Below are 21,454 nucleotides of genomic sequence, written 5' to 3' on the forward strand. Positions count from 1 at the left end.
CGGACGTTAGACGCGACGCGGTCACAACGTCCGAAAGACACGCTGACGGCGTACTGCGATCGTTCGGACGTTGGGCGGGTGAAGCGACGCCGTGGCGGGTGGGCGGGGCGGGGTTAGGGCTTGCGGAGCAGGGCGCCGATCACCAGGCGGGCGGCGCCGGTGGGGCTGAGGGTGGTCTGCTCGCCGGCCGGCCACCAGTGGGCGAGGTCGGTGATGCCGGGGTCGAGGATCTCGAGGCCGGCCACGGCCTCGGTGATCTCCTCGGGGGTGCGGAAGCGCAGCCGCGGGAAGAACTCGCGGAACTTCGCCTCGATCGAGGTGGCGAAATCGGCCAGCCGGCTGCCGTCGTTCGGGTTCATCGGGTGCGTGAGCGCGATGAACGAACCCGAGGCGAACGGCGCCAGGTAGTCGGCGAGGAGCTGCCGCAGCTGGTCGTTGTCGGCGAGCGTGTGCAGGGTGAGGCCGAAGATCAGCCCGACCGGCTTGTCCCGATCGATCGCGTCGACGACGGTCGGGTGCTCGAGCACCATCGCCGGGTCGAGGATGTCGGCGGCGGCGAAGAACGCGCTGTGGTCGTCGGCGAGCAAGGCTTGACCGTGCGAGATCGCGGTCACGTCGTTGTCGACATACACCGTGCGGCCGCGCGGATTCGCGGCGAGGACGACGTCGTGCAGATTACGGTCGGACGGCAGCCCGCAGCCGAGGTCGAGGAACTGGCCGACCCCGGCCTCGGTCATCCGCGCGATCGCGGCCGCGATCCAGCGCCGGTTCTCGGTCGCCAACTGCGGGATCTCCGGGGCCACCTTGAGCAGCTCGGCGAAGACGTGCCGGTCGATCTCGAAGTTGTTCTTGCCGCCCAGCATCAGGTCGTAGATGCGGGCGTCGGACGGACGGTTCAGATCGAGCTCGGGCCCGACCCGGCGCGTGACGTTACCCTCCGGCATCGCCCCGACCACCTCACTCCGACATTCCGCCCAAAAGTCTGTCCGCAACCGAAAAGGCCGCTTGTCCGGAAGGCTACCGCGCCCTCGGCGCGAGCTCCCAAACGGGGCGCGTTGCGGAACTCCGACTCCGAATCTTCCGCCTCACGGGAGATTCCGGCAACCCCGACGGTAAGCGCTTGCCAGCACCCTCGGGACGACCGCAGACTGAGCGCCACCTTCCGGCCCACCGCCCCGATCACCCGGAGAGACCCATGCCCGAACTCGCCCGCCGTACCTTCCTGACCGCCGCCCTGGCCACCACCGCCGCTGCTGCCGGCGGGACCAGCTCGGCGCGAGCCGCCACCCGCGCCGTCCAGGTCCATACCGTCGACGAACTCCGCCAGGCCATCGCGACCGCCCAGCCCGGCGCCGAGATCGTGCTCGCCAACGGCACCTACAACGTCACCGGCAGCCAGGGCATCCCGATCCAAGGACGGCACGGTACGGCGTCCGCCCCGATCACCGTGCGGGCCGCGACGACCGGCGGCGCGACGCTGACCGGCGACCGCGGGTTCGTGGCGGCCAATTCGTCGTACATCGTCCTGACCGGCTTCAAGCTGCGGCAGAAGACCACGTTCGACCTCCCAACGACCTGCAACAACCTCCGGATCAGCCGCAACGACATCCAGGTCGCGAACACCGAGGGCGTGAACTACGTCGTGGTCCGCGCCGACAACACCGTTGTCGAGCGCAACCACTTCCACCACAAGTCGACGCTCGGCGTCTTCCTCGCGGTCGAGGGACCCGGCTCGGCCGGGATGGCCCGGGGCGTGCGCATCGTCCGGAACTACTTCTCCGACCACACCTACGGCGGCGACAACGGCGGCGAACCGATTCGGCTCGGTCTCAGCGGCCGCTCGCTGAGCGATGCCGCGGCGATCATCGAGGAGAACCTCTTCGAGCGCTGCGACGGCGACCGGGAAGCGATCTCGACCAAGTCGTCGGGCAACACCATCCGCTACAACACGGTCCGGGACAGCTTCGGCGGCATCGTGCTGCGGCACGGCAACCGGACCCGGGTCGAGGGCAACTTCGTCCTCGACGGCGGCAACGGCATCCGGATCTACGGCAACGATCACCTGGTGGTGAACAACTACCTGGAGAGGCTGACCACCGCCGGCATCGTGCTGGGCAGCGGCAACGTCAAGGACCACAAGCCGGAGGACTCCGCGGAGAGCCGCAAGGGCAACGATGCGCCGGACCGGGTGACGATCGCTCTCAATACCGTGCTGTCATCGGTGACCGCGATCAGCGGCGAATCGGAGCGCACCATCGCGCCCGCGGCCTGCACGATCACCGACAACCTGCTGGTCGGCGACAGCGGTCAGAAGCTGGTGTCGATGCCGTTCCAGCAAGGCATCACCTTCGCGGGCAACATCCTCTGGGGCGCCGCCGCCAACGGCACCATCCCGGCCGCCGGCTTCACCCGAACCGACCCGAAGCTCGCCACGGGCTCCGACGCCGTACGACGCCTTGCTGCGGGGAGCCCGGCCATCAACGCCGCGGCCCGGACCTACTCGTCGGTGACTCTGGACGTCGACGGTCACGCCCGCTCGGGCCGCGCCGACGTCGGCGCCGACGAGTTCAGCACCGCCACTCCGGTACGCCGTCCGCTCAGTCCGGCGGAGGTCGGCCCGGCGTCCTGATGAGTTTTCTTCCGCTCGCTCGTCTCTACGATCACCACTATCGAGCGAGCGGGAGGACAGCATGGCGAAGCTGCTGTATTCGGTGACGATGTCGGCCGACGGATTCATCGCCGGGCCGAACGGCGACATGCAGTGGATGCGTCCCTATCTGGAGCCGAATCCCGGGGTCGACGAGCTGATCCCGCAGATCGGGTCGATCCTGGTCGGTCGCCGCTCCCACGACGGCGACGACCCGCACAAGGGCGAACCAGGTGCGGGCGAGGCCTTCGGCGGCGGCTGGGACGGACCGCTCTTCGTGGTCACCCACCGCCCGCCGTCGACGCCGGAACCCGGTGTCACGTACGTCGATCAGTTGCCTAAGGCAATCGCCGCCGCGAAGGCGGCGGCCGGGGACAAGTACGTCAACATCATCGGCGCCGACATCGCCCGGCAGTGTCTCGCGGCCGGCGAGGTCGACGAGGTGCTGCTGATCGTCGCCCCGGTGTTCCTCGGCGACGGCACCCGGGTCTTCGCCGAGCCCGGCGGGCGAACCGTCCGGCTGCGACCGCACCCGGCCGCATCCGGCAGCAATCTGCGGTACGACGTACTGCGTTAGAGGTCGCCCGCGGACCGCATGACCGGGCGGATCTCGACGTACCGGCCGTCGGTGCGGGCATCCGGCAGGAGACGGGCGAGAGCGACCGCGCGGTCCTGGTCCTCGACGTCGATCAGGTAGTACGCGTCGATGACTCCGGAGCTGGCCCGATCGGGCACAGTCATGGTCAGCTGCTGGTGCGCCAGCAGCTCACCTCCGACCAGTTCACCGGCGTCGCGGGCGGCTTCTTCGAAGGTGGATCTACGCAGGTCAGCACAGCTTTCACCGTGCAGGATCAACAGGAATCTCATCGGAATACTCCTCTCAGCTATCAGACGGAGCCGCCTGCGCAGGTTTGACATGATGACGAGATGTTCGTGCAGACCGAGCGGCTGACGCTGCGCCGTTTCACCCCAGACGATGCGACCGCGTTCGCGGCGTACCGGTCGGATCCCGAGGTCGCTCGCTACCAGTCCTGGGAGGCGCCGGTCAGCGAGCCGGAGGCGCTCACCACGGTGACCGGCTACGGCACCGGCGACCCGGATGCACCCGGCTGGTTCCAGTACGCCGTTGATCTGGACGGCATGCTGATCGGGGATCTGGGTTTGCACCTGGACGAGAACCTCATGCAGGCGGAGCTCGGGTTCACCCTGGCACCGGCGTACCAGGGCAAGGGCTATGCGACCGAGGCTGTGCGGGGCCTGCTCGACCACCTGTTCAGTGTGAAGAACCTGCACCGGGTCTCGGCCGAATGCGATGCCCGCAACACCTCATCCACGCGGCTGCTCGAGCGGGTCGGTTTCCAGCGCGAGGGCCTGCGCCGATCGCACACCTGGATCAAAGGTGAGTGGACCGACGACCTGCTCTTCGGCCTACTGCGCAGCGACTACCGGCTGCCCTGAGCCTCCCCAGGGTGCAGTCTGCGATGCCCGTTTGACTCTTACGACGTACGTCGCCTCCCGGCTACCGTCGGTAGTCCGGGCGGAGGGGGACGGATGCGGAAGACGTCGGAGCAGGACGAGGAGTTCGACAGCGGTCCGGTCAGTCACGCCCACGAAGAGGAGACGCTGTCGCCCGAGCAGTCCCGGATGCAGGAACTCGGCAAGCTGGCCGGCAACGCAGCCGTCGTCGGCGCGATGATGAGCGGTCCTGAATCAGGCGTCCGCAGCCAGGTCGAAGGCGTGACCGGATTCGACCTGTCCCCCGCGACCATCCACCGCGACAGCACCCGAGCCGCCTCCGCCGGCGTCCACGGCCTCACCGAAGGCCACGAGGTCCACCTGGCCCCCGGCATCTCTCCCGGCACCCCGCACGGCGACCACGTCCTCGCCCACGAACTGGGCCACGTCGTACAGCAAAGCACCGGTGCCTCCGGCGGCCACGACACCCTGGAAGCCGGCGCCGAATCCATCGCCAACCAGCGCTCCAACGGCGGCGGCAGTCTGGAAGCCCTACCAGCCCCCAAGCAGTTGGCCGTCCAGCACTTCGACCCCCGCTACCACCGCACCTCAGTCGTCGAAGGCCTCGCGGACTCAGGATTCTCAGCCGACGAAGTCGGGCTGATCTACGCCGCGAACTGGGAACGCGACCTCTCCCAGGCCCACCCGGCACTGGGGAACACGATCCTGGAGTGGAAGGCGCTCAAGCTCGCCGCCTACAACGGCTCCCTGGGTGAGGGCGACATCACCGCTTTCCACAACGCGTGTCAGGCGGTCCTCGACGCCGCGGTCACCGACCCGAGCGGGCTCGCCGCCGGGTCGGCCTACGGCGGGTACAAGTTCTACGAGCACATGGACAACCCACAGGCGACCGCGGCCAACGACAAGGTCGCCGAGCTCGGCGACCTCGACACCGGCGGGCTGCCGCCCCACGTCTACATCTCTCGCGAGTACATCAAGGAGATGCTGTTCAACGCCGCCCGGCTCAACCATCCCGAGCTCTCCCGCGGCCAGACCGCGGCCGCCGCCGACCACTCCAAGTCCATGCGCGCGGTGCTCGACAAGGACACGCCGAAGGCGATGATCGGCGGGATGCCCTCCGGTGCTGTCGCCGACGAGACCGCGCCCGAGGTACGGCGTACCTCGGGCGCGGGCGCGGGAATCGGGCCGGCTGTCGATCCGGAGTCACTGGAGCTCGTCGGCCGGGCCTCGCACGCGCTCGAGGACTTCTGGTCGCACTCGAACTTCGTCGAGACCGCGATCGACGAGGTGGAGTACAAACTCGGCGGTCTGACCACTGCCACCTTCGGGGCGACCGACAGCACCCACGCGCTGGCGCACAAGATCCGGGGCGCCGCCGACGAGATCGACGCCGAGATGCCGCTGGTGGACAAGCTGGCCGGCCGGCGCAAGGACGCGCCGTCGCCGGACCAGATCACCCTCGGGGACGAAGCCCCGGTGCACCACGAGGACGAGGCCGAGGACCAGCGTCTCGCGCAGGAGCAGGCCAAGGCGGTCGACAGCGCGGCCGGCGGTGCGATCATCGAAGGCGCCAAGCGGGGCTGGCGGCGCGGGTCGAAGCGCGGCGGCCTGATTCCGGGCCCGATCATCGGCGCACTCGAGGGAGCGGTCATCGGCAAACTGAGCAGTGCGGTCGGCAGCCGCAGCGGCGTGGTTCTGCTACGCACCGTCTCGGAACTGCTCGACGAACACGTCGAAGCCGAACAGCTCAAGACCGGCGACCGGCAGGCGCACGGGCTGCTCGCCAAGGACCAGCCCGGTCATGAACACAACGCCTTCGGCGAGTTGAAGACCATCAAGTTCGAGTTCGCGCACGCGCTGTCGGTCGCCGCCGACCACGAGGTGACCGGGAAGATGAAGGCTGTCATCAACGCGCCGGACGCGGCGGTGGCCGACGAACGGCTCAAGGAGATCTACGACACCCTCGACAAGCTCATCTCCCTGCCGTCGAGGCAGCACCCCCTGGCCGAGGTGATCAACAGCTACCGCGAGCGCGCTGCCGCCGCGCTCAAGGCCTACCGCGCCAGCCAGGCCGGGCAGAAGTAGTCAGGCGACCTGGGCCGCGAGCTCCACTCCGGTCAGAGCCTCGGCGGCCGACCAGAGGCGGGCGGCGTCCGGTTCGTTGCGGGCGCGCTTCGGCTGGTTGGTGAGTTTGGTGGGGCCGACCAGGCCGAAGAACTTCGAGGGGCCGTAGTAGGCGCCGTGCTGGGCGTCGGGGCTGGTGGCGGCGTAGAGCAGCGGTTCGGTGCCTTCGGCAACCTCTTGGGTCGGGAGCAGGCGGGCCAGGACACGGTGGAGGAGGGGTGTGGTACCGCCGGTGACGAGGGCGGCGCCTGCAGTCTGGAGGTTGGTGTGGGTGAAGCCGGGATGGGCTGCGACGCTGCGCAGGTTCCAGCCGCGGTCGGTGGCGATCTTGGCGAGCTGGTTGCTCATCATCAGGTCGGCCAGTTTGGACTGGGCGTAGGCCTGCTCGGCGCGGTACTGGCGCTCCCAGTTCAGATCGTCGAAGTTCAGTTTGCCGTAGCTCGCCGTACCGCTGCTCATCGTGATGATGCGCGGCGCCGGCGCGGCCAGCACGAGCGGCAGCAGGCGGATCGTGAGCGCGAACGGGCCGAGGAAGTTCGAGCCGAACTGCAGCTCGAAACCGTCGGCGGTGGCCATGCGCTCCGGCGGGTGCATCACGCCGGCGTTGTTGACCAGCAGGTCAAGGTGCGGCTCGTCGGCGGCCAGTCCTTCGGCGAACTCCTGGATCGAGGCGAGGTCGGCCAGATCCACACGGCGGACCTCGAGCTGGGCGCCGGGCACCTCGGCGAGGATCTCGGCGCGGGCGGCCTCGCCCTTGGCGACGGTCCGGACCGCCATGACGACGCGGGCACCGGCGGCGGCCAGGCGCTTGGCGGCTTCCTTACCGGTACCGCTGTTGGCACCGGTGACGACGGCGAGCTTGCCGGTCTGGTCAGGAACGACGTACATCGGATCCTCCACGAGGGCTCATAAGAGACTGATGGTCTGTTATGATTTCGACGTTATCAGACCGATGGTTCGATAACAACAGACCGTTGGTCTGTAGGATGTGAGGGTGACGACATTCCAGCGCGCCCGGAGCGAGGAGCAGCGGGCGGTCCGGCGGCAGGCGATCCTGGCCACGGCCGCGGAGATGCTGACCGAGATGCCGGTCAGCGACGTCAGCCTGAACGAGCTGAGCCGCCGCGTCGGCCTGGCCAAGTCGAACGTGCTCAAGTACTTCGAGTCCCGCGAAGCCGTGTTGCTGGAGCTGTCCGGGACCGAGCTGACGTCCTGGGTGGACGATCTGGCCGCCGGGCTCGCCGCCATACCGTCGGCCGCACCGCTGGCTGAGCGTTCAGCGCAGCTGGTGGACGTGGTCGTCAGGACCTTCAGCGCACGGCCGGTGCTCTGCGATCTGATCAGTGCGCAGGCGTCGGTGCTGGAGCGCAACATCTCGGCCGAGACGGCGCTGGCCTTCAAGCGCTCGGCGGCGGTCGGCTACGAGCGGATGATCGAGGTCGTCACGATCGCCCTGCCGGAGATCGGCCGCGAGGGCGCGATGCGCTTCATTCCCCCGGCGAGCATGCTGGCCGGGGCGGTCTGGACGCATGCCCATCCCACCCCGGCCCTGCTCGCCGCGTTCGCCGCGGACCCCTCCCTCGCGCCCCTCCGAATGGAGTTCGAACCCACCCTCCGCGAGCAGCTAACCACCCTCCTCACCGGCGTCCTCCCCCGCTAACGTCCGAAGGAGTTGCAGGCTCCGTCTCCGGATCGTCGGACGTTAACGAGGCCCCCGCTAACGTCCGAAGAACCCCCACACCCCGTCTCCGAATCGTCGGACGTTAACGAGGCCCCCGCTAACGTCCGAAGAACCCCCACACCCCGTCTCCGAATCGTCGGACGTTAACGAGGCCCCCCGCTAACGTCCGAAGAAGGTGCGCACCCCGTCTCCGGATCTTCGGACGTTACGAGGATCAGGGGGCGATGATGGGGGTGGTGTCGGAGTAGATCTGGTAGTCGGTGATGAGGCCGGCGGAGTCGACGGTCCAGATGCTGATGGTCGGCAGCGTGACCTCCTTGCCGTCCAGCCGGGTGTAGGTCACGTCGGTCTCGGCGATCGTGGTCGCGTCGACCGTCCAGACCCGGTCGATGTGGTGCTCGGTGCACTGGACCGTGGTGAAGAAGGCCGTGTTGCCGGCCATGATCGCCTCGATCCCGAGCAGCGGCTCCTGATTGCCGAAGACGAACCGCCCATCGGCGGCGAACATCGCCCGCAACGCGGTCATGTCCTGCTGGTCGACGGCCGCGAACACCATGCTTGCTTCAGGCATTGATTCCCCCAAGAAGTACGAAAGTACGGATGCTGGACGCTAACCAGGGATGCCCAGAAGGGCCATGCCACATTTAAGGGATATGCCGCCGTACGGCGTCGTGTGACCATCGGAGGGTGACTCTCGCCGCACATGTCCGCGCGTACGACCGGGTGGTCTCGCTGACCGAGGCGAGGCTGCCGCTGGCTGACCTCTTCGACGAGGCTCAGCAGATCCTTCAGCGCGCGTTGCCGCGGGACAGCAGTTGCTGGCATGCGATGGATCCGGTCACGCTGATCGAGACCCGGTGGGCCACCGAGCGGATGCCCGGACCGACCGGCGAGATCGCGGAGATCGCCTACCTGTACGACGACTACAACTCGTTCGCGTCCTTGGTCGAAGGGCCTCTGCACAGCGGCGTCCTCAGCGAAGCAACCGGTGGGGACCTGAGCCGCTGTGTCCGCTACCGCAGGCTGCTCGAGCCGATGGGGATGACCGGCGAACTGCGGACCGCTTTCGTCGTCGACGGGGCAGCGTGGGGATGCTTCTCACTCTTCCGGCAGGGCGACTTCATCCCGGAGGAGCGAGATTTCGCCAATGTCATCGCCCCGCTGCTCGGACTGTGCTTCCGGGCCGCGGGCATTCACGCCCGGGCCGCCGGACCTGGCGCGGAGATGTGGCCGGGAGTCCTGGTCTTCGGCACCGACCGCCGGGTCGAGTCACACACACCGGCGACCGCCCGCTGGCTGGAGGAGTTCGGCTTCGAGGGGTCCGTGACACACGACCGGTTGCCGTTCGAGATCGCCACGATGGTCGAGCGGGTTCGCCTCACCGGCCAGGAGGCGACCGCGCGGATGCTCGGTGAATCCGGTCGATGGATCCAGATCCACGCGGCGCCTGCGACGGCGGCGACCACCTGGGACCAGCGCGTGGCAGTGGTCCTGCAGGCGGCCGCCGTACCGGCGATCGCGCCGCTGATCTCAGCGGCGTACGGGCTGACTCCGCGCGAGCGCGAGCTGACCGAGCTCGTCCTCCAGGGCAACGACACCCGCGCCATCGCCGGTCAGCTCCATCTGTCCCCGCACACCGTGCAGAGTCATCTGAAGTCGATCTTCGCGAAGGTCGGTGTCCGCAGCCGCCGCGAACTCGTGGGCCGGATCAGCACTCAGGGCAGGTAGTAGTTCGGGTTCGGCAGCTTGAACGTGCGGTCGGCGTACCCGCCCTTGAGGTCGGAGTACTGGTCGCCGAAGTTCGCGACGATGTCGTAGCCGAGCGACTCGATGTGCGCGCGGGTGGCCGACTTGTAGTGGATCGTCGTGCAGGAGCCGTTCGGATCCGCGGCACAGGCCTGCTTCAGGTACGCCGGGTAGTCCGCGACCGCGGGCTTCGTGAACAGCCCGTCCTCGCCGTTCGGCAGCCCCGTCGGCTTCGGGTAGCCGGCGTCGACCCCGACCCCGTCCGCCGTCAGGTTCCCCAGCGTCGCCTGCTCCTGCGCGGCACCCCGCCCGGTCAGGAAGAAGATCGCATACCCCTCCCGCTCAGCCGTCTTCACCAGGTCCACCATCCCCGGTACGGCGGGGAACTTCTGCCCCAGCACGTAGTCCGCGTTGGTCCCCGGGTTGTACGCCCAGTTGCTGGCGATCTCGTAGTTCCAGGTCGCCAGCGAGGTGTCGTCGACGTCCAGGAGGATCGCCTTAGCCTTGCCTGACTGATACTGCTTGCTGTGATGCGGTACGGCGAGCGCCCGCTTCCCGGCCTGCGCGACCGCCGTGGCCTCGCGCGCATAGTTGCTCTTGGCACCGAATGTGCCGGTGCCGAGCGGATCCCCGTAGTAGTTCCGCAGCTGCTGCCGGAGCACGTCGATATTGGTGACGTCACGCTCCTTGTGCGGCGTCGACGTCTGAATGGCCGGCTGCTGCGCCGCCACCCCCGCCGAATACGCCACTCCCCCGACCACCGACGTGAACGCGACTGCCGCCGTACCGACGGCAACCATCCGCCGCGAGATGCGGATACCCATGATGACCTCTCCCAGAACGAGTTTGGCTTGCCCCAGCAACCTAAACCCGCCAGTGCTGAGAAGTCAGCTGACAGATGTCACAGCTTTGACGTAGCGGTGACACGGCACTGGCAGGGTGCCACGTTCGACTGACGCTGGGTAGTCGAAGCGGCCGGTATCGGCCCAGCCGAGGTGCCAGATGGACGCGATGGCGTCGGAGTCGGCAGCAACGGCTGGGCGCAGAGTCACGGTCATGCGGTCAGGTCAGACCGGCTCGTAGGCCAAGTTCGGGCGGAGCCAGCGCTCGATTTCCTCGACCGTCTCGCCGCGCCGGGCGGCGTAGTCGGTGATCTGGTCCTTGCCCAGGCGACCGACGCTGAAGTAACGCGCGGCCGGACTCTGGAAGATCAGACCGGAGACCGCGGCCGCCGGGGTCATCGCGAAGGACTCGGTCAGCGCGAGGCCGAGCTTGTCCGCCTCGAGCAGCTCGAACAGCTCCTTCTTCTCGCTGTGGTCGGGGCTGGCCGGGTAGCCGAGCGCCGGCCGGATCCCCCGGAAGCGCTCCGCGTGCAGATCCGACAGCAGCGGCTCGGCATCCGGCTCGAACCAGGCCTTCCGCGCCTCCAAGTGGATCCACTCGGCGAACGCCTCGGCGAGCCGGTCGGCCAGCGCCTTCACCATGATCGCGCGGTAGTCGTCGTTCTTCGCCTCGTACGTCGCCGCCAGCTTCTCGGCACCGTGAATCGCCACGCCGAAGCCACCGAGGTAGTCGTCCGCGGGCGCCACGTAGTCGGCCAGGCACCGGTTGTGCCGACCGGCCGGCTTCTCGGTCTGCTGCCGCAGCATCGGGAACGAGATGTCCAGGCCGTCCAGCAGGATGTCGTCACCCTCGCTGTGCGCCGGCCAGAAACCGTAGGCGCCCTCGGCCTGGAAGGAGCCGTTGGCAATGATCTCGTCGAGCAGCGTCTGCGCGTCGTCGAACAGCTCGCGCGCCACCGGCTGCTCCAGGATCGCGGGGTACTTCCCCTTCAATTCCCAAGCCAGGAAGAGGAACTGCCAGTCGACCATCGCCCGCAATTCCTCCAGGCTCGGCGACACCCGGCGCAATCCCGTGAAGGTGGGCACCGGCGGCGTACCGTGCTCGACCGGCTCGAAGTTCGCCCGCGCCTGCTCAACGGTCAGCAGTGGCGCGCGCTGCTTGTTGGCGTGCTGCTCACGCAGCCGCTCCTGGTCCGCAGCGTTGCTGATGGCAAGCGCTTCGGCGCGGTCGTCGTCCAGCAGATCCGACACGACGCCAACCACGCGAGACGCGTCGAGCACATGCACAGTCGTCTTCTCGTACGCCGGAGCGATGCGAACCGCGGTGTGTTGTTTCGACGTGGTCGCGCCACCGATCAGCAGCGGCAGCTTGAGTCCGCGCCGTTGCATCTCGCTGGCGACGGCAACCATCTCGTCCAGCGACGGGGTGATCAGACCGGACAGCCCGACCGCATCGGCGCCTTCGGCAACAGCCGTGTCCAGGATCTTTGCCGCAGGCACCATTACGCCGAGGTCGATGACCTCATAGTTGTTGCAGCCAAGGACAACGCCGACGATGTTCTTGCCGATGTCGTGCACATCGCCCTTGACCGTTGCCAGCACGACCTTGCCCTGGCCTCGAACGGCCTCGGCGCGGCCCTCCAGCCGGGCCAGCTCCTTCTCCGCCTCCATGTACGGCTCGAGGTAGGCGACCGAGCGCTTCATCACGCGCGCGCTCTTCACCACCTGCGGCAGGAACATCTTGCCCGCGCCGAACAGGTCACCGACGACCTTCATGCCGTCCATCAGTGGGCCCTCGATCACCTCGAGCGGCCGCGGCAGCTTCTGCCGACACTCCTCGGTGTCGGCCTCGATGAAGTCGACGATCCCGTGCACGAGCGCGTGCGACAGCCGCGACTCGACCGTGCCCTCGCGCCAGGTCAGGTCGACCTCGCGCTTGGTGCCCTTGCCCTTCACGTTCTCGGCGAAGCTGACCAGGCGGTCGGTGGCGTCGTCACGACGGTTGAAGATGACGTCCTCGACCAGCTCGAGTAGGTCCTTCGGGATGTTCTCGTAGACCGCCAGCTGGCCGGCGTTCACGATGCCCATGTCCAGGCCGACCTTGCCCGCGTGGTACAGGAACGAGGAGTGCATCGCCTCGCGGACGATGTCGTTGCCACGGAACGAGAACGACAGGTTCGAGATACCGCCGCTGATGTGCACGCCCGGGCAGCGTTCCTTGATCAGCGGCAGCGCCTCGATGAAGTTCAAGGCGTAGCCGTTGTGCTCGGACATACCGGTCGCGACGGCCAGCACGTTCGGGTCGAAGATGATGTCCTCGGCCGGGAACCCGATCCCGGTCAGCAGGTCGTAGGCACGACCACAGATCGCCACCTTGCGCTCGACGGTGTCGGCCTGGCCCTGCTCGTCGAAGGCCATCACCACCGCGCCGGCGCCGTAGCTCATGATGATCCGGGCCCGCTCGAGGAACTCGTCCTCGCCCTCCTTCAGGCTGATCGAGTTCACCACACCCTTGCCCTGCACACACTTCAGGCCGGCCTCGAGCACCGTCCACTTCGAGCTGTCGATCATGATCGGGATCCGGGCCACCTCGGGCTCGGTCGCGACCAGGTTCAGGAACGTGGTCATCGCCTGCTCGGAGTCCAGCAGGTCGGCGTCCATGTTGACGTCCAGCAGGTTCGCGCCACCGCGGACCTGCTCCAGTGCCACGTCGACCGCGGCCTGGTGGTTGTCGCCCTCGATCAGCCGGCGGAACCGGGCCGAACCGGTCACGTTGGTCCGCTCACCGATCATCACGAAGCCGGTGTCCGCGCTGATCTTGAACGGCTCCAGCCCGGAGAAGCGGGTGGTGTGATCCGACTCCACGACGGGGCGCGGCGGCAGACCCTTGACCGCGGTCGCGATCCGGTTGATGTGCGCCGGGGTCGTCCCGCAACAGCCGCCGACGATGTTGACCAGACCCGACTCCGCGAACTCCTGCAGCATGCCCGCGGTCTGATCCGGAGTCTCGTCGTACCCACCGAAGGCGTTCGGGAGACCGGCGTTCGGGTGCGAGGCGACGAAGGTGTCGGAGAACCGTGCCAGGTCGGCCACGTGCGGGCGCATCTCGGCCGCACCGAGCGAGCAGTTCACGCCGACCACGAGCGGCTTCGCGTGCTCGACCGAGCTCCAGAACGCCTCGACGGTCTGACCGGACAGTGTCCGGCCGCTCAGGTCGACGATCGTCACCGAGATCCACAGCGGCAGATGCGGCGCCACCTCGTGGGCGGCCGCGATCGCGGCCTTGCAGTTCAGGGTGTCGAAGATGGTTTCGATCAGCAGCAGGTCGACGCCGCCCTCGTCGAGCGCGGCGATCTGCTCGGCGTACGACGCCTTGACCTGCTCGAACGTCACCGCCCGGTACGACGGGTCCTCGACCTTCGGGGACAGCGACAGGGTCACGTTCAGCGGGCCGATCGAACCGGCCACGAACCGGCCGTCGAACTCGTCGGCGGCCTGGCGGGCCAGCTGCGCGCCGCGCACGTTCATCTCGCGAACGTAGGCCTCCATGCCGTAGTCGGCCTGGCCGATGCTCGTCGCGGTGAAGGTGTTCGTCGTGGTGATGTCGGCGCCGGCCGCCAGATACTGCCGGTGGACGTCGAGGATGACGTCCTCACGGGTCAGGTTCAGCAGGTCCGGGTCACCGGTCAGATCGTGAGTGTGGTTGCGGAACCGGTCCCCCGTGTAGTCCTCCGGGGCCAGCTTGGCGCCCTGCAACATGGTGCCCCACGCACCATCGAGTACCGCCACCCGCTCCGACAGCAACTCCCGAAGTTCGGTCTCGCTACCCATCCGTCGCGTCACCTCCAGATTCGCTCCGGAGGCGCCCTTGCAACAGTGCCTCCCACCGAGGCCCCACCCGAGCGTGGCGGATCATGAAGATCCGTTGCAGCGCCTCTCGAGCTGGTCACGCCATGTTAGCGGCGGGGTCGCCCTATGACCGACTCTTTGTCCAGCGTACGAGATACCTGTCCATATTTCGAGTTCTAGGTAGCCGCCGCCCGAGATAGGCAACAGCCACCGATGCCGGTACGCCGTCCCCCGGCCGACGCTGATGACATGTTGGGAAAGGTGGCCGTTCTCGGCCTGATTCAGAACTACCTGGTGGGCTGGGTACTGCACTACGTCTACCCACCGGTTCACCAGGCCGCGCCGACGGCCCATCACGGAACGGGAACGCCCGAGCACGCGGCGAACCCGCTGCTGCACTTCCTCCGCGATTCGACGATCGCGCTCCCCGTGAGCATCGCCGTACTGATCGTCGTCGCTGTTCTGGCCCGCGAGCTCGGGCTCGGGGAAGGCATCTGGTCGCGGGTCGGCTTCGCGGCCGGTGCCGCCGTGGTCGCGGCAGCGGCCAACGTCCTCACTGTCCACGCCCACCAGCCGCTGTTCGTCGCGCTGGTCACCCTTCGCTACACCTTCGCGCTCACGCTCGCCGCCGTTGTGCTGTTCGGCGTTCCGTGGCGCATCACTTCCGCTGGAGAGGCTCGATGAAGAGAAGAAACGTCCTGAAGCTCGGCCTGCTGGCCGGTGCTGCCGCCGCACTGCCGGCCGAGCGACTACTCGGCCCGTTCACCGCGACCGCCACGGCCGCGCCCGGCCCCAAGGTCCGGCTGTTCGACACCCCACTGAAGGTGCCGCCGGTGCTCAAGCCGAAGTACAGCGTCCTCGGCACCGATTACTACGACATGTCGATGCGCGCGACCACGCAGGAGATCCTGCCCGGTCTCCAGACCCCGATCTGGGGGTACGACGGAGTCTTCCCCGGCCCGACCATCAAGGCACGGCGGAACCGGCCGATCGTGATCCGGCAGCACAACAAGCTGGGGAAGGACATCCAGGCCGCCGTCCACCTGCACGGCGGCAACGTGCCGTCGGGCTCCGACGGTCTGCCCGGTGACGAGATCGAGTTCGGCGAGGACCGCTTCTACTACTACCCGAACCGGCAGCCGGCGACGACGCTCTGGTACCACGATCACGTCCACCACCACGAGAGTTTCAACACCTACCAGGGGCTGACCGGGCTCTACCTGATCACGGACTCCCAGGAGGACTGCCTCGGGCTTCCGGACGGCAAGTACGACGTACCGCTGGTGATCCAGGACCGCAGCTTCAACGCGGACGGATCGTTCCGGCTACCCAATCCGGAGGCGGGGGAGTTCTTCGGTGAGGTCGCGGTGGTCAACGGCAAGGCGCATCCGTTCCTCAAGGTTGAGCAGCGGCGCTACCGCTTCCGGCTGCTCAATGGTTCGTCGGTGGACACGCTGCACGAACTCACGTTGGGTCCCGGCGACAGTTTCCACGTGATCGGCACCGACGGCGGTCTGCTGACCGCGCCGGCACCGGTGACAAAGTTGCCGTTGGCACCTTCCGAACGTGCCGAGGTCGTGATCGACTTCGCGCGCTACCCGGTCGGGTCGCAGATCGTTCTGAACAGCTCGATCTTCGGTGCGCCCCTGCAGATCATGCGTTTCGACGTCGTGAAGGCGACCGGCAAGAGCCACAAACTGCCGAGCAAGCTGGTGCCGATCCAGCGGCTCAAGGAATCGCAGGCCAAGGTACGGCGCGACATCACGCTGAACCTGGATCTCGCGACCGGTCAGATGGTGATCAACGGCAAGTCCTTCGAACCGGGCCGGGTCGACATCACGCCGAAGCTCGGAACGACGGAGGTCTGGACGATCATCAACGGCGAGAGCGCGGAGCTGCCGATCCCCCATGTCTTCCACACGCACCTGGTGCGCTTCCAGATCCTCGACCGGAACGGCGTCGCGCCGGCGCCGATCGAATCGGGCTGGAAGGACAGCGTCACGGTGATGCCGGGTGAGCGGGTGCGGATCATCATGAAGTTCGGCGACTTCACCGGGAAGTTCCTGTACCACTGCCACCTGCTCGGCCACGCCGACGCCGGGATGATGGCGACGATGGAGGTCAAGCGTTAGGACCCCCTGGTGGGGTCAGTGGATCAGGGCCTGGATCGCAGGGGAGTACAGGTCCACGATCTGCTCGGCCTCCGCGGTGGCGGCCGCGCCGGTCCGCTCGATCGCCATCGCGGCGCTCAGCCCGAGCAGTTGGGCGGTGATGAGCTCCGCGCGGAGGTCGGCGTCCGGCCCGGTCAGGCGGTCGGCGAACGCGCGCGTCACCTGGTCGCGGAAGTGCTCGCGAATCAGGGCGCGTTCGTCACCGCCGCCGGCCGCGAAGATCACCCGAACCAGCAGGTCCAGACCGTTGTCGCGACGGTAGGTGACCAAGGTCCGGACGAGGTGGGCGCCGAGCTCGGCATCCGGGGCCTTGAGCAGCAGCTCCGCGGCCTCACTGAAGTCCGCGACGCGCTCGAACAGCGCTTCCTTGCTGCCGAAGTGCTTCACGATCAGGGCCGCGCTCACGTTCGCGTCCGCGGCGATCCCGCGCAACGTGACCGCGGCGTACGGCTGCAGCGCGAACGCACGCCGGGCGGCCCGGAGGATCGCCGTACGGCCGGGGTCGATCATGACGCCACCGCCGGCCTGCGACTGGGGATCAGTAAGGTCAGCCCGGCCGCGACCGCCGCGGCCACGCCGGCGATCGCGAACACGATCAGGTACGCCGACAGGTCAGGAGCGACCCGTACGCCGTCCGTCACGGTCACGGTGGTCAGCACAGTCGCCACGATCGCGCTGCAGATCGCGGTCCCGACCGTGCGCATCAGGGTGTTGAGGCCGTTGGCCGCCGCCGTCTCGGTCACGGGCACAGCATGCATGATCAAGGCCGGGAGTGCCGAATACGCGATCGCCGTACCGGCCGCCACCACGGTCGCACCGATCACGATCCCGGCGATCGAATGACTCGTGAACAGGCGCACGACGTACCCGGCGGCCATCAGCACCGAAGCGATCGCGAGCGAGAACCGCGGGCCACGCGCGGCCGAGATCCGCGCCGAGACCGGGGACAGCAGCACCATCGCGACACCGCCCGGGAGCAGGCAGAGGCCGCTGACCACGATCGAAGCGCCGAGCCCGTACCCCGTCCAGGTCGGCTCCTGCACGAGCTGCGCGGTGGACAGCGAGTTGGCGTAGAAGGCGAAGCCGATGAGCAGGGCACTGAGATTCGTGAACAGGACCGCGGGGCGGGCCGAGACGCGGAGGTCGACGAGTGGGCTGGTTGTTTTGAGTTCATACCAGACCCACAGCGGTACGACGGCGATGGCCGCGACGGAGAGTCCGATCGTCGGACCGGCTCCCCAGGCGCTGCCCTTCGAGACCGCGAGCAACAGGCAGACGAGGAACATGGCGAGCCCGAGCGCACCGAAGACGTCGAAGCGTCCGCTGGTGCGCACCACCGACTCCGGCACGATCAGCACCACCAGCACGATGTCGAGCAGGCCGAGGCCGACGCAGATCCAGAACATCGTGTGCCAGTTCCAGTACTCGACCACGAGCGTGGCGGCCGGGATACCGAACGCTGCGCCGACACCGAGGGTCGAACTCATCAACGCGATCGCCGGGATCACCCGTCGCGGTGGCAGTTCGTCGCGCAGGATGCTGATGCCGAGCGGCACCACGGCGATCGCCGCCCCCTGAAACGCGCGGCCGACAATCAGCACCGGCAAGTCCGAACTCAGCGCGCAGAACAACGACCCGATCACCATCGAACCGAGCGCGATCAGCAGCACCCGGCGCTTCCCGTACATGTCGCCCGCCCGACCGAGCAGCGGCGTGAACACCGCCCCGGTCAGCAACGTCACCGTCAGCAACCAACTGGCATCCGCCGCCGGACTCCCCGTAATCCCGGGAAGCAGCGGCAACAACGGCACCACAATCGTCTGACTAACCGAAACCAGGACCCCGCAAGACCCCAAAACCCCTAGAACCGCCCTAGCCCTCACCCCCCATGGTAAACACTCGTTCACCACTCCCCACCCATCCGTTCCACCAGCCGGAACCCCACCTCCCACCCCTCACACCCAAAGGTGGGCCGGCTGCTCTTTGTGCACGAGACCCCACCTTGTGCACCCACCAACCGTTTGATCGACCCCGAAACGGCTGGTGGGTTCCCAAAGTTGCGGCGGCTGCCCAAAGGTGCGGCGCGCGCCCAAAGGTGGGCCGGCTGCTCCTTGTGCACGAGACCCCACTTTGGGCACCCACCAACCGTTTGACCGACCCCGAAACGGTTGATGGGTTCCCAAAGTTGCGGCGGCTGCCCAAAGTCGCGGCGCGCGCCCAAAGGTGGGCCGGCTGCTCCTTGTGCACGAGACCCCACTTTGGGCACCCACCAACCATTTGACCGACCCCGAAACGGTTGATGGGTTCCCAAAGTTGCGGCGGCTGCCCAAAGTCGCGGCGCGCGCCCAAAGTTGCGGCGCGCGCCCAAAGGTGGGCCGCCTGCTCCTTGTGCACGAGACCCCACTTTGGGCACCCACCAACCATTTGACCGACCCCGAAACGGTTGATGGGTTCCCAAAGTTGCGGCGGCTGCCCAAAGTCGCGGCGCGCGCCCAAAGGTGGGCCGGCTGCTCCTTGTGCACGAGACCCCACTTTGGGCACCCACCAACCATTTGACCGACCCCGAAACGGTTGATGGGTTCCCAAAGTTGCGGCGGCTGCCCAAAGTCGCGGCGCGCGCCCAAAGTTGCGGCGCGCGCCCAAAGGTGGGCCGCCTGCTCCTTGTGCACGAGACCCCACTTTGGGCACCCACCAACCATTTGACCGACCCCGAAACGGTTGATGGGTTCCCAAAGTTGCGGCGGCTGCCCAAAGTTGCGGCGCGCGCCCAAAGGTGGGCCGGCTGCTCTTTGGGCCCGAGACTCCACTTTGGGTACGCACCAACCGTTTGACCGGCCCGGAAGTGGTTGATGGGTTCCCAAAGTTGCGGCGGCTGCCCAAAGTCGCGGCGCGCGCCCAAAGGTGGGCCGACTGCTCTTTGGGCCCGAGACCCCACCTTGTGCACCCACCAACCGTTTGACCGGCCCCGAAACGGTTGATGGGTTCCCAAAGTTGCGGCGGGTGCACAAGGGTGGGCGGGCTGCTCGTTGGGGGCGGGGTGGGTGGGGGAACGTGAAACGGGCCCGGGCGCCTCGGGAGGAGGAGGCGCGCCGGGCCCGGTGCGGGTCGCTGGCGAGGGGGTGGCGCTGGCGACCCGGATTGGGGGCTGCCGGAGTGAGCCGGCTGGTTAGCGGACGGGGCCGGTGATCAGTTCGATCGTGGCCTTGTGGGACTGACCCTGCTGGTCGGTCCAGGCGACCTCGACCTTGTCGCCGGGGTGGTGCTGGTCGAGCAGCTGGGACAGCGTGTCCGGGGAGGTGACGGGCTTGCCGTCGAAGGAGGTGATGACGTCACCGGCGGTGATGCCGGCTTCGTCCGCCTTGCCCTGCGGGATCACGTCCTGGATCGCGGCGCCCTGGACGCCGGCGTTCGGGACGATCGAGACACCGAGCAGCGGGTCGGCCCCGATGTGGATGCTCGCGGACTCCTGACCGGACTGGATCTGCTTGGCGATGTCCATCGCCTCGTTGATCGGGATCGCGTAGCCCTGCGGACCGGCGCTCTGCCCTTGACCGCCCTGACCCTGACCGCCTTGCCCCTGACCACCGTTGCCTTGGCCGAAGCCGCTGCCCGGACCGCCGTACGGGCTGTCGCCTTGACCGTCACCGAAGCCGGATCCGTCGCCGGGAGCGTACGGGTCACCGTCGGCAGCGAGCTGCGGGTTGGACTTCGTAGCCGTGCCGGCCGACGTCTGCCCGGGGTTGCCCTGGCCGCCGTTCCCGCCGTTGTTCCCGGCGGTGTCGACGCCGATCACCTCGCCGTTGGCGTTCGCCAGCGGTCCACCGGACTGGCCGGCCTGGATGTTCGCGTCGGTCTGGAGCAGGTTCTTCAGGTTTTCCGGGTCCTGGCCGTTCTGGTCGGTCGCGGTGATCGCCTGGTCCAGCGCGGTGATCTTGCCGGCCGCGTAGGTCGGCGTACCGCCCTTGCCACCGGCGTTCCCGATGCCGACCACCTGGTCGCCGACCTTCACGTTGTCGGAGTTCCCGAGCTTCGCGGTCTGCAGCCCGGAGGCATCCTTCAACTTCAGTACGGCGATGTCGTGGTCCTCGTCGTACCCGACGACACTCGCCACGTACGTCTTGCCGTTGCCGACATCCGTGACCGTGATCGACGTCGCGCCCTCGATGACGTGGTGGTTGGTCAGGATCACGCCGTCCGAGGTCAGCACAATCCCGGTACCGGCGGCCTTCGCGTTCTCCAGGCCGAGCACGGTGTTGACGTTCACCAGACCGGGCGAGACCTTCGACGCGACCGCGGCCGGGTCGAACTGCGACTGCGACAGCTGCGAGCCCTGACTGCCGCCCACCTGCTGATCGATGCCCCAGGCAACCGATCCGGCGACCAGCAGCGCCGCGATGCTCATCGCACCGGCGGCGAGCAGCCGGCGCTTCTTCCGCGGCGGCTTGGCCGGGCCGGAACCGATGACCTGACCCGGTACCGGCGGATAGCCGCCACCACCGTGCCAGCCGCCGTACGGCGCGGGCGCCTGTGCCTGCTGCGGATACTGCACGTGCTGCGGGTACTGCTGGCCATGAACAGGTGCCCCCGGCAACTGCCACCCCGGGTTCTGCCAGCCCTGCCCTGGCGCACCTGCATTCTGTGCACCTGCATTCTGTGCACCCGGAGCCTGCGCACCCGGGTTCAGCATCGGCTGCTGCTGGTACTGCGGGCCTGGCGGAAGCGGGATCGCCGGCCGCTGGTCGCCCTGCTCAGGCTGCGCCGCCTGCGCAGCTTGCTCGGCCTGCGGAGCATTCCACTCCGGTCGCGGACCCTGATCGGGCTGCGGCCCTTGTGTCTGCTTGTCGTCGTCCTGCTGTCCTGCACCGTCGCTCATCGCCGTTGCCCTCCTCAGCCCAGTTCCTTCTGGTACGAGTAGAGC

18 protein-coding genes and 1 riboswitch are annotated in these 21,454 nt (G+C 67.9%); of the genes, 8 read left to right on the top strand and 10 right to left on the bottom strand.

The genetic code is table 11. The annotated features are described in order from the left end of the window. Window positions 1-113: 113 nt before the first annotated feature. Window positions 114-944 (bottom strand): SAM-dependent methyltransferase, encoded by an 831-nt coding sequence (locus OG474_RS08820; protein ID WP_405061737.1) that lies wholly within the window; start codon window positions 942-944, stop codon window positions 114-116. 251 nt (window positions 945-1,195) lie between these two features. On the opposite strand from OG474_RS08820, the gene OG474_RS08825 reads away from it, so the two are divergent. Together OG474_RS08825 and OG474_RS08830 are read left to right on the top strand one after the other, a co-directional pair. Then, on the top strand, window positions 1,196-2,629 hold the full coding sequence (locus OG474_RS08825) for a chondroitinase-B domain-containing protein (protein WP_405061738.1): 1,434 nt from the start codon (window positions 1,196-1,198) through the stop codon (window positions 2,627-2,629). Between the two features lie 61 nt (window positions 2,630-2,690). Continuing rightward, window positions 2,691-3,224 carry a dihydrofolate reductase family protein gene (locus OG474_RS08830; protein WP_405061739.1) on the top strand — a complete coding sequence of 178 codons (534 nt, stop codon included), beginning with the start codon at window positions 2,691-2,693 and terminating at the stop codon, window positions 3,222-3,224. Here the strand turns inward: OG474_RS08830 and OG474_RS08835 are convergent. Continuing rightward, entirely contained in the window at window positions 3,221-3,514 is a 294-nt protein-coding gene (locus tag OG474_RS08835; protein WP_405061740.1) for a YciI family protein, read from the bottom strand. The two genes, OG474_RS08830 and OG474_RS08835, sit on opposite strands and share 4 nt — an antisense overlap. Window positions 3,515-3,574: 60 nt before the next feature. Here OG474_RS08835 and OG474_RS08840 point away from each other — a divergent pair, with 60 nt between their 5' ends. Both OG474_RS08840 and OG474_RS08845 read left to right on the top strand, forming a co-directional pair. Further along, window positions 3,575-4,105, top strand: coding sequence for a GNAT family N-acetyltransferase (locus tag OG474_RS08840; RefSeq protein ID WP_405061741.1), 531 nt, complete (start codon window positions 3,575-3,577; stop codon window positions 4,103-4,105). Between the two features lie 93 nt (window positions 4,106-4,198). Beyond that, complete coding sequence (locus OG474_RS08845; RefSeq protein WP_405061742.1) at window positions 4,199-6,208, top strand: DUF4157 domain-containing protein; 2,010 nt, start codon at window positions 4,199-4,201, stop codon at window positions 6,206-6,208. Here the strand turns inward: OG474_RS08845 and OG474_RS08850 are convergent, their stop codons facing one another. Further along, window positions 6,209-7,135 carry an SDR family oxidoreductase gene (locus OG474_RS08850; RefSeq protein WP_405061743.1) on the bottom strand — a complete coding sequence of 309 codons (927 nt, stop codon included), beginning with the start codon at window positions 7,133-7,135 and terminating at the stop codon, window positions 6,209-6,211. A gap of 106 nt (window positions 7,136-7,241) precedes the next feature. On the opposite strand from OG474_RS08850, the gene OG474_RS08855 reads away from it, so the two are divergent. Then, entirely contained in the window at window positions 7,242-7,907 is a 666-nt protein-coding gene (locus OG474_RS08855) for a TetR/AcrR family transcriptional regulator (protein WP_405061744.1), read from the top strand. 235 nt (window positions 7,908-8,142) lie between these two features. On the opposite strand, the gene OG474_RS08860 is transcribed toward OG474_RS08855, so the two are convergent. Then, on the bottom strand, window positions 8,143-8,499 hold the full coding sequence (locus OG474_RS08860) for a nuclear transport factor 2 family protein (protein ID WP_405061745.1): 357 nt from the start codon (window positions 8,497-8,499) through the stop codon (window positions 8,143-8,145). Between the two features lie 116 nt (window positions 8,500-8,615). Between OG474_RS08860 and OG474_RS08865 the strand changes: the two genes are divergently transcribed. Continuing rightward, entirely contained in the window at window positions 8,616-9,656 is a 1,041-nt protein-coding gene (locus tag OG474_RS08865; RefSeq protein WP_405061746.1) for a LuxR C-terminal-related transcriptional regulator, read from the top strand. Here the strand turns inward: OG474_RS08865 and OG474_RS08870 are convergent. The 3 genes from OG474_RS08870 to metH form a co-directional block, all read right to left on the bottom strand. Then, complete coding sequence (locus OG474_RS08870; protein ID WP_405061747.1) at window positions 9,644-10,498, bottom strand: HAD family acid phosphatase; 855 nt, start codon at window positions 10,496-10,498, stop codon at window positions 9,644-9,646. The genes OG474_RS08865 and OG474_RS08870 overlap by 13 nt on opposite strands. Before the next feature lie 63 nt (window positions 10,499-10,561). After that, window positions 10,562-10,732, bottom strand: a complete 171-nt coding sequence (locus OG474_RS08875; RefSeq protein ID WP_405061748.1) for a hypothetical protein — start codon at window positions 10,730-10,732, stop codon at window positions 10,562-10,564. A gap of 9 nt (window positions 10,733-10,741) precedes the next feature. Beyond that, window positions 10,742-14,347, bottom strand: coding sequence for a methionine synthase (gene metH, locus OG474_RS08880; protein ID WP_405061749.1), 3,606 nt, complete (start codon window positions 14,345-14,347; stop codon window positions 10,742-10,744). Between the two features lie 22 nt (window positions 14,348-14,369). Further along, window positions 14,370-14,461, bottom strand: a riboswitch (S-adenosyl-L-homocysteine riboswitch). Between the two features lie 153 nt (window positions 14,462-14,614). On the opposite strand from metH, the gene OG474_RS08885 reads away from it, so the two are divergent. Next, a complete protein-coding gene (locus OG474_RS08885) occupies window positions 14,615-15,049 on the top strand; it encodes a hypothetical protein (protein WP_405061750.1) in 435 nt (144 codons plus the stop codon). Beyond that, on the top strand, window positions 15,046-16,497 hold the full coding sequence (locus OG474_RS08890) for a multicopper oxidase family protein (protein ID WP_405061751.1): 1,452 nt from the start codon (window positions 15,046-15,048) through the stop codon (window positions 16,495-16,497). Before OG474_RS08885 ends, OG474_RS08890 begins: the two co-directional genes overlap by 4 nt. A gap of 15 nt (window positions 16,498-16,512) precedes the next feature. Here the strand turns inward: OG474_RS08890 and OG474_RS08895 are convergent, their stop codons facing one another. The 3 genes from OG474_RS08895 to OG474_RS08905 all read right to left on the bottom strand — a co-directional run bounded on the left by OG474_RS08895 (window position 16,513) and on the right by OG474_RS08905 (window position 21,409). Beyond that, complete coding sequence (locus OG474_RS08895) at window positions 16,513-17,046, bottom strand: TetR family transcriptional regulator (RefSeq protein WP_405061752.1); 534 nt, start codon at window positions 17,044-17,046, stop codon at window positions 16,513-16,515. Beyond that, on the bottom strand, window positions 17,043-18,446 hold the full coding sequence (locus OG474_RS08900; protein ID WP_405064555.1) for an MFS transporter: 1,404 nt from the start codon (window positions 18,444-18,446) through the stop codon (window positions 17,043-17,045). The genes OG474_RS08895 and OG474_RS08900 overlap by 4 nt, the downstream gene beginning before the upstream one ends. A 1,256-nt stretch (window positions 18,447-19,702) precedes the next feature. After that, a complete protein-coding gene (locus OG474_RS08905) occupies window positions 19,703-21,409 on the bottom strand; it encodes a trypsin-like peptidase domain-containing protein (RefSeq protein ID WP_405061753.1) in 1,707 nt (568 codons plus the stop codon). Between the last annotated feature and the right edge of the window lie 45 nt (window positions 21,410-21,454).

Origin of the sequence: Kribbella sp. NBC_01505 (assembly GCF_045040285.1) — a bacterium.
In the GTDB taxonomy this organism is placed as follows: Bacteria; Actinomycetota; Actinomycetes; order Propionibacteriales; family Kribbellaceae; genus Kribbella.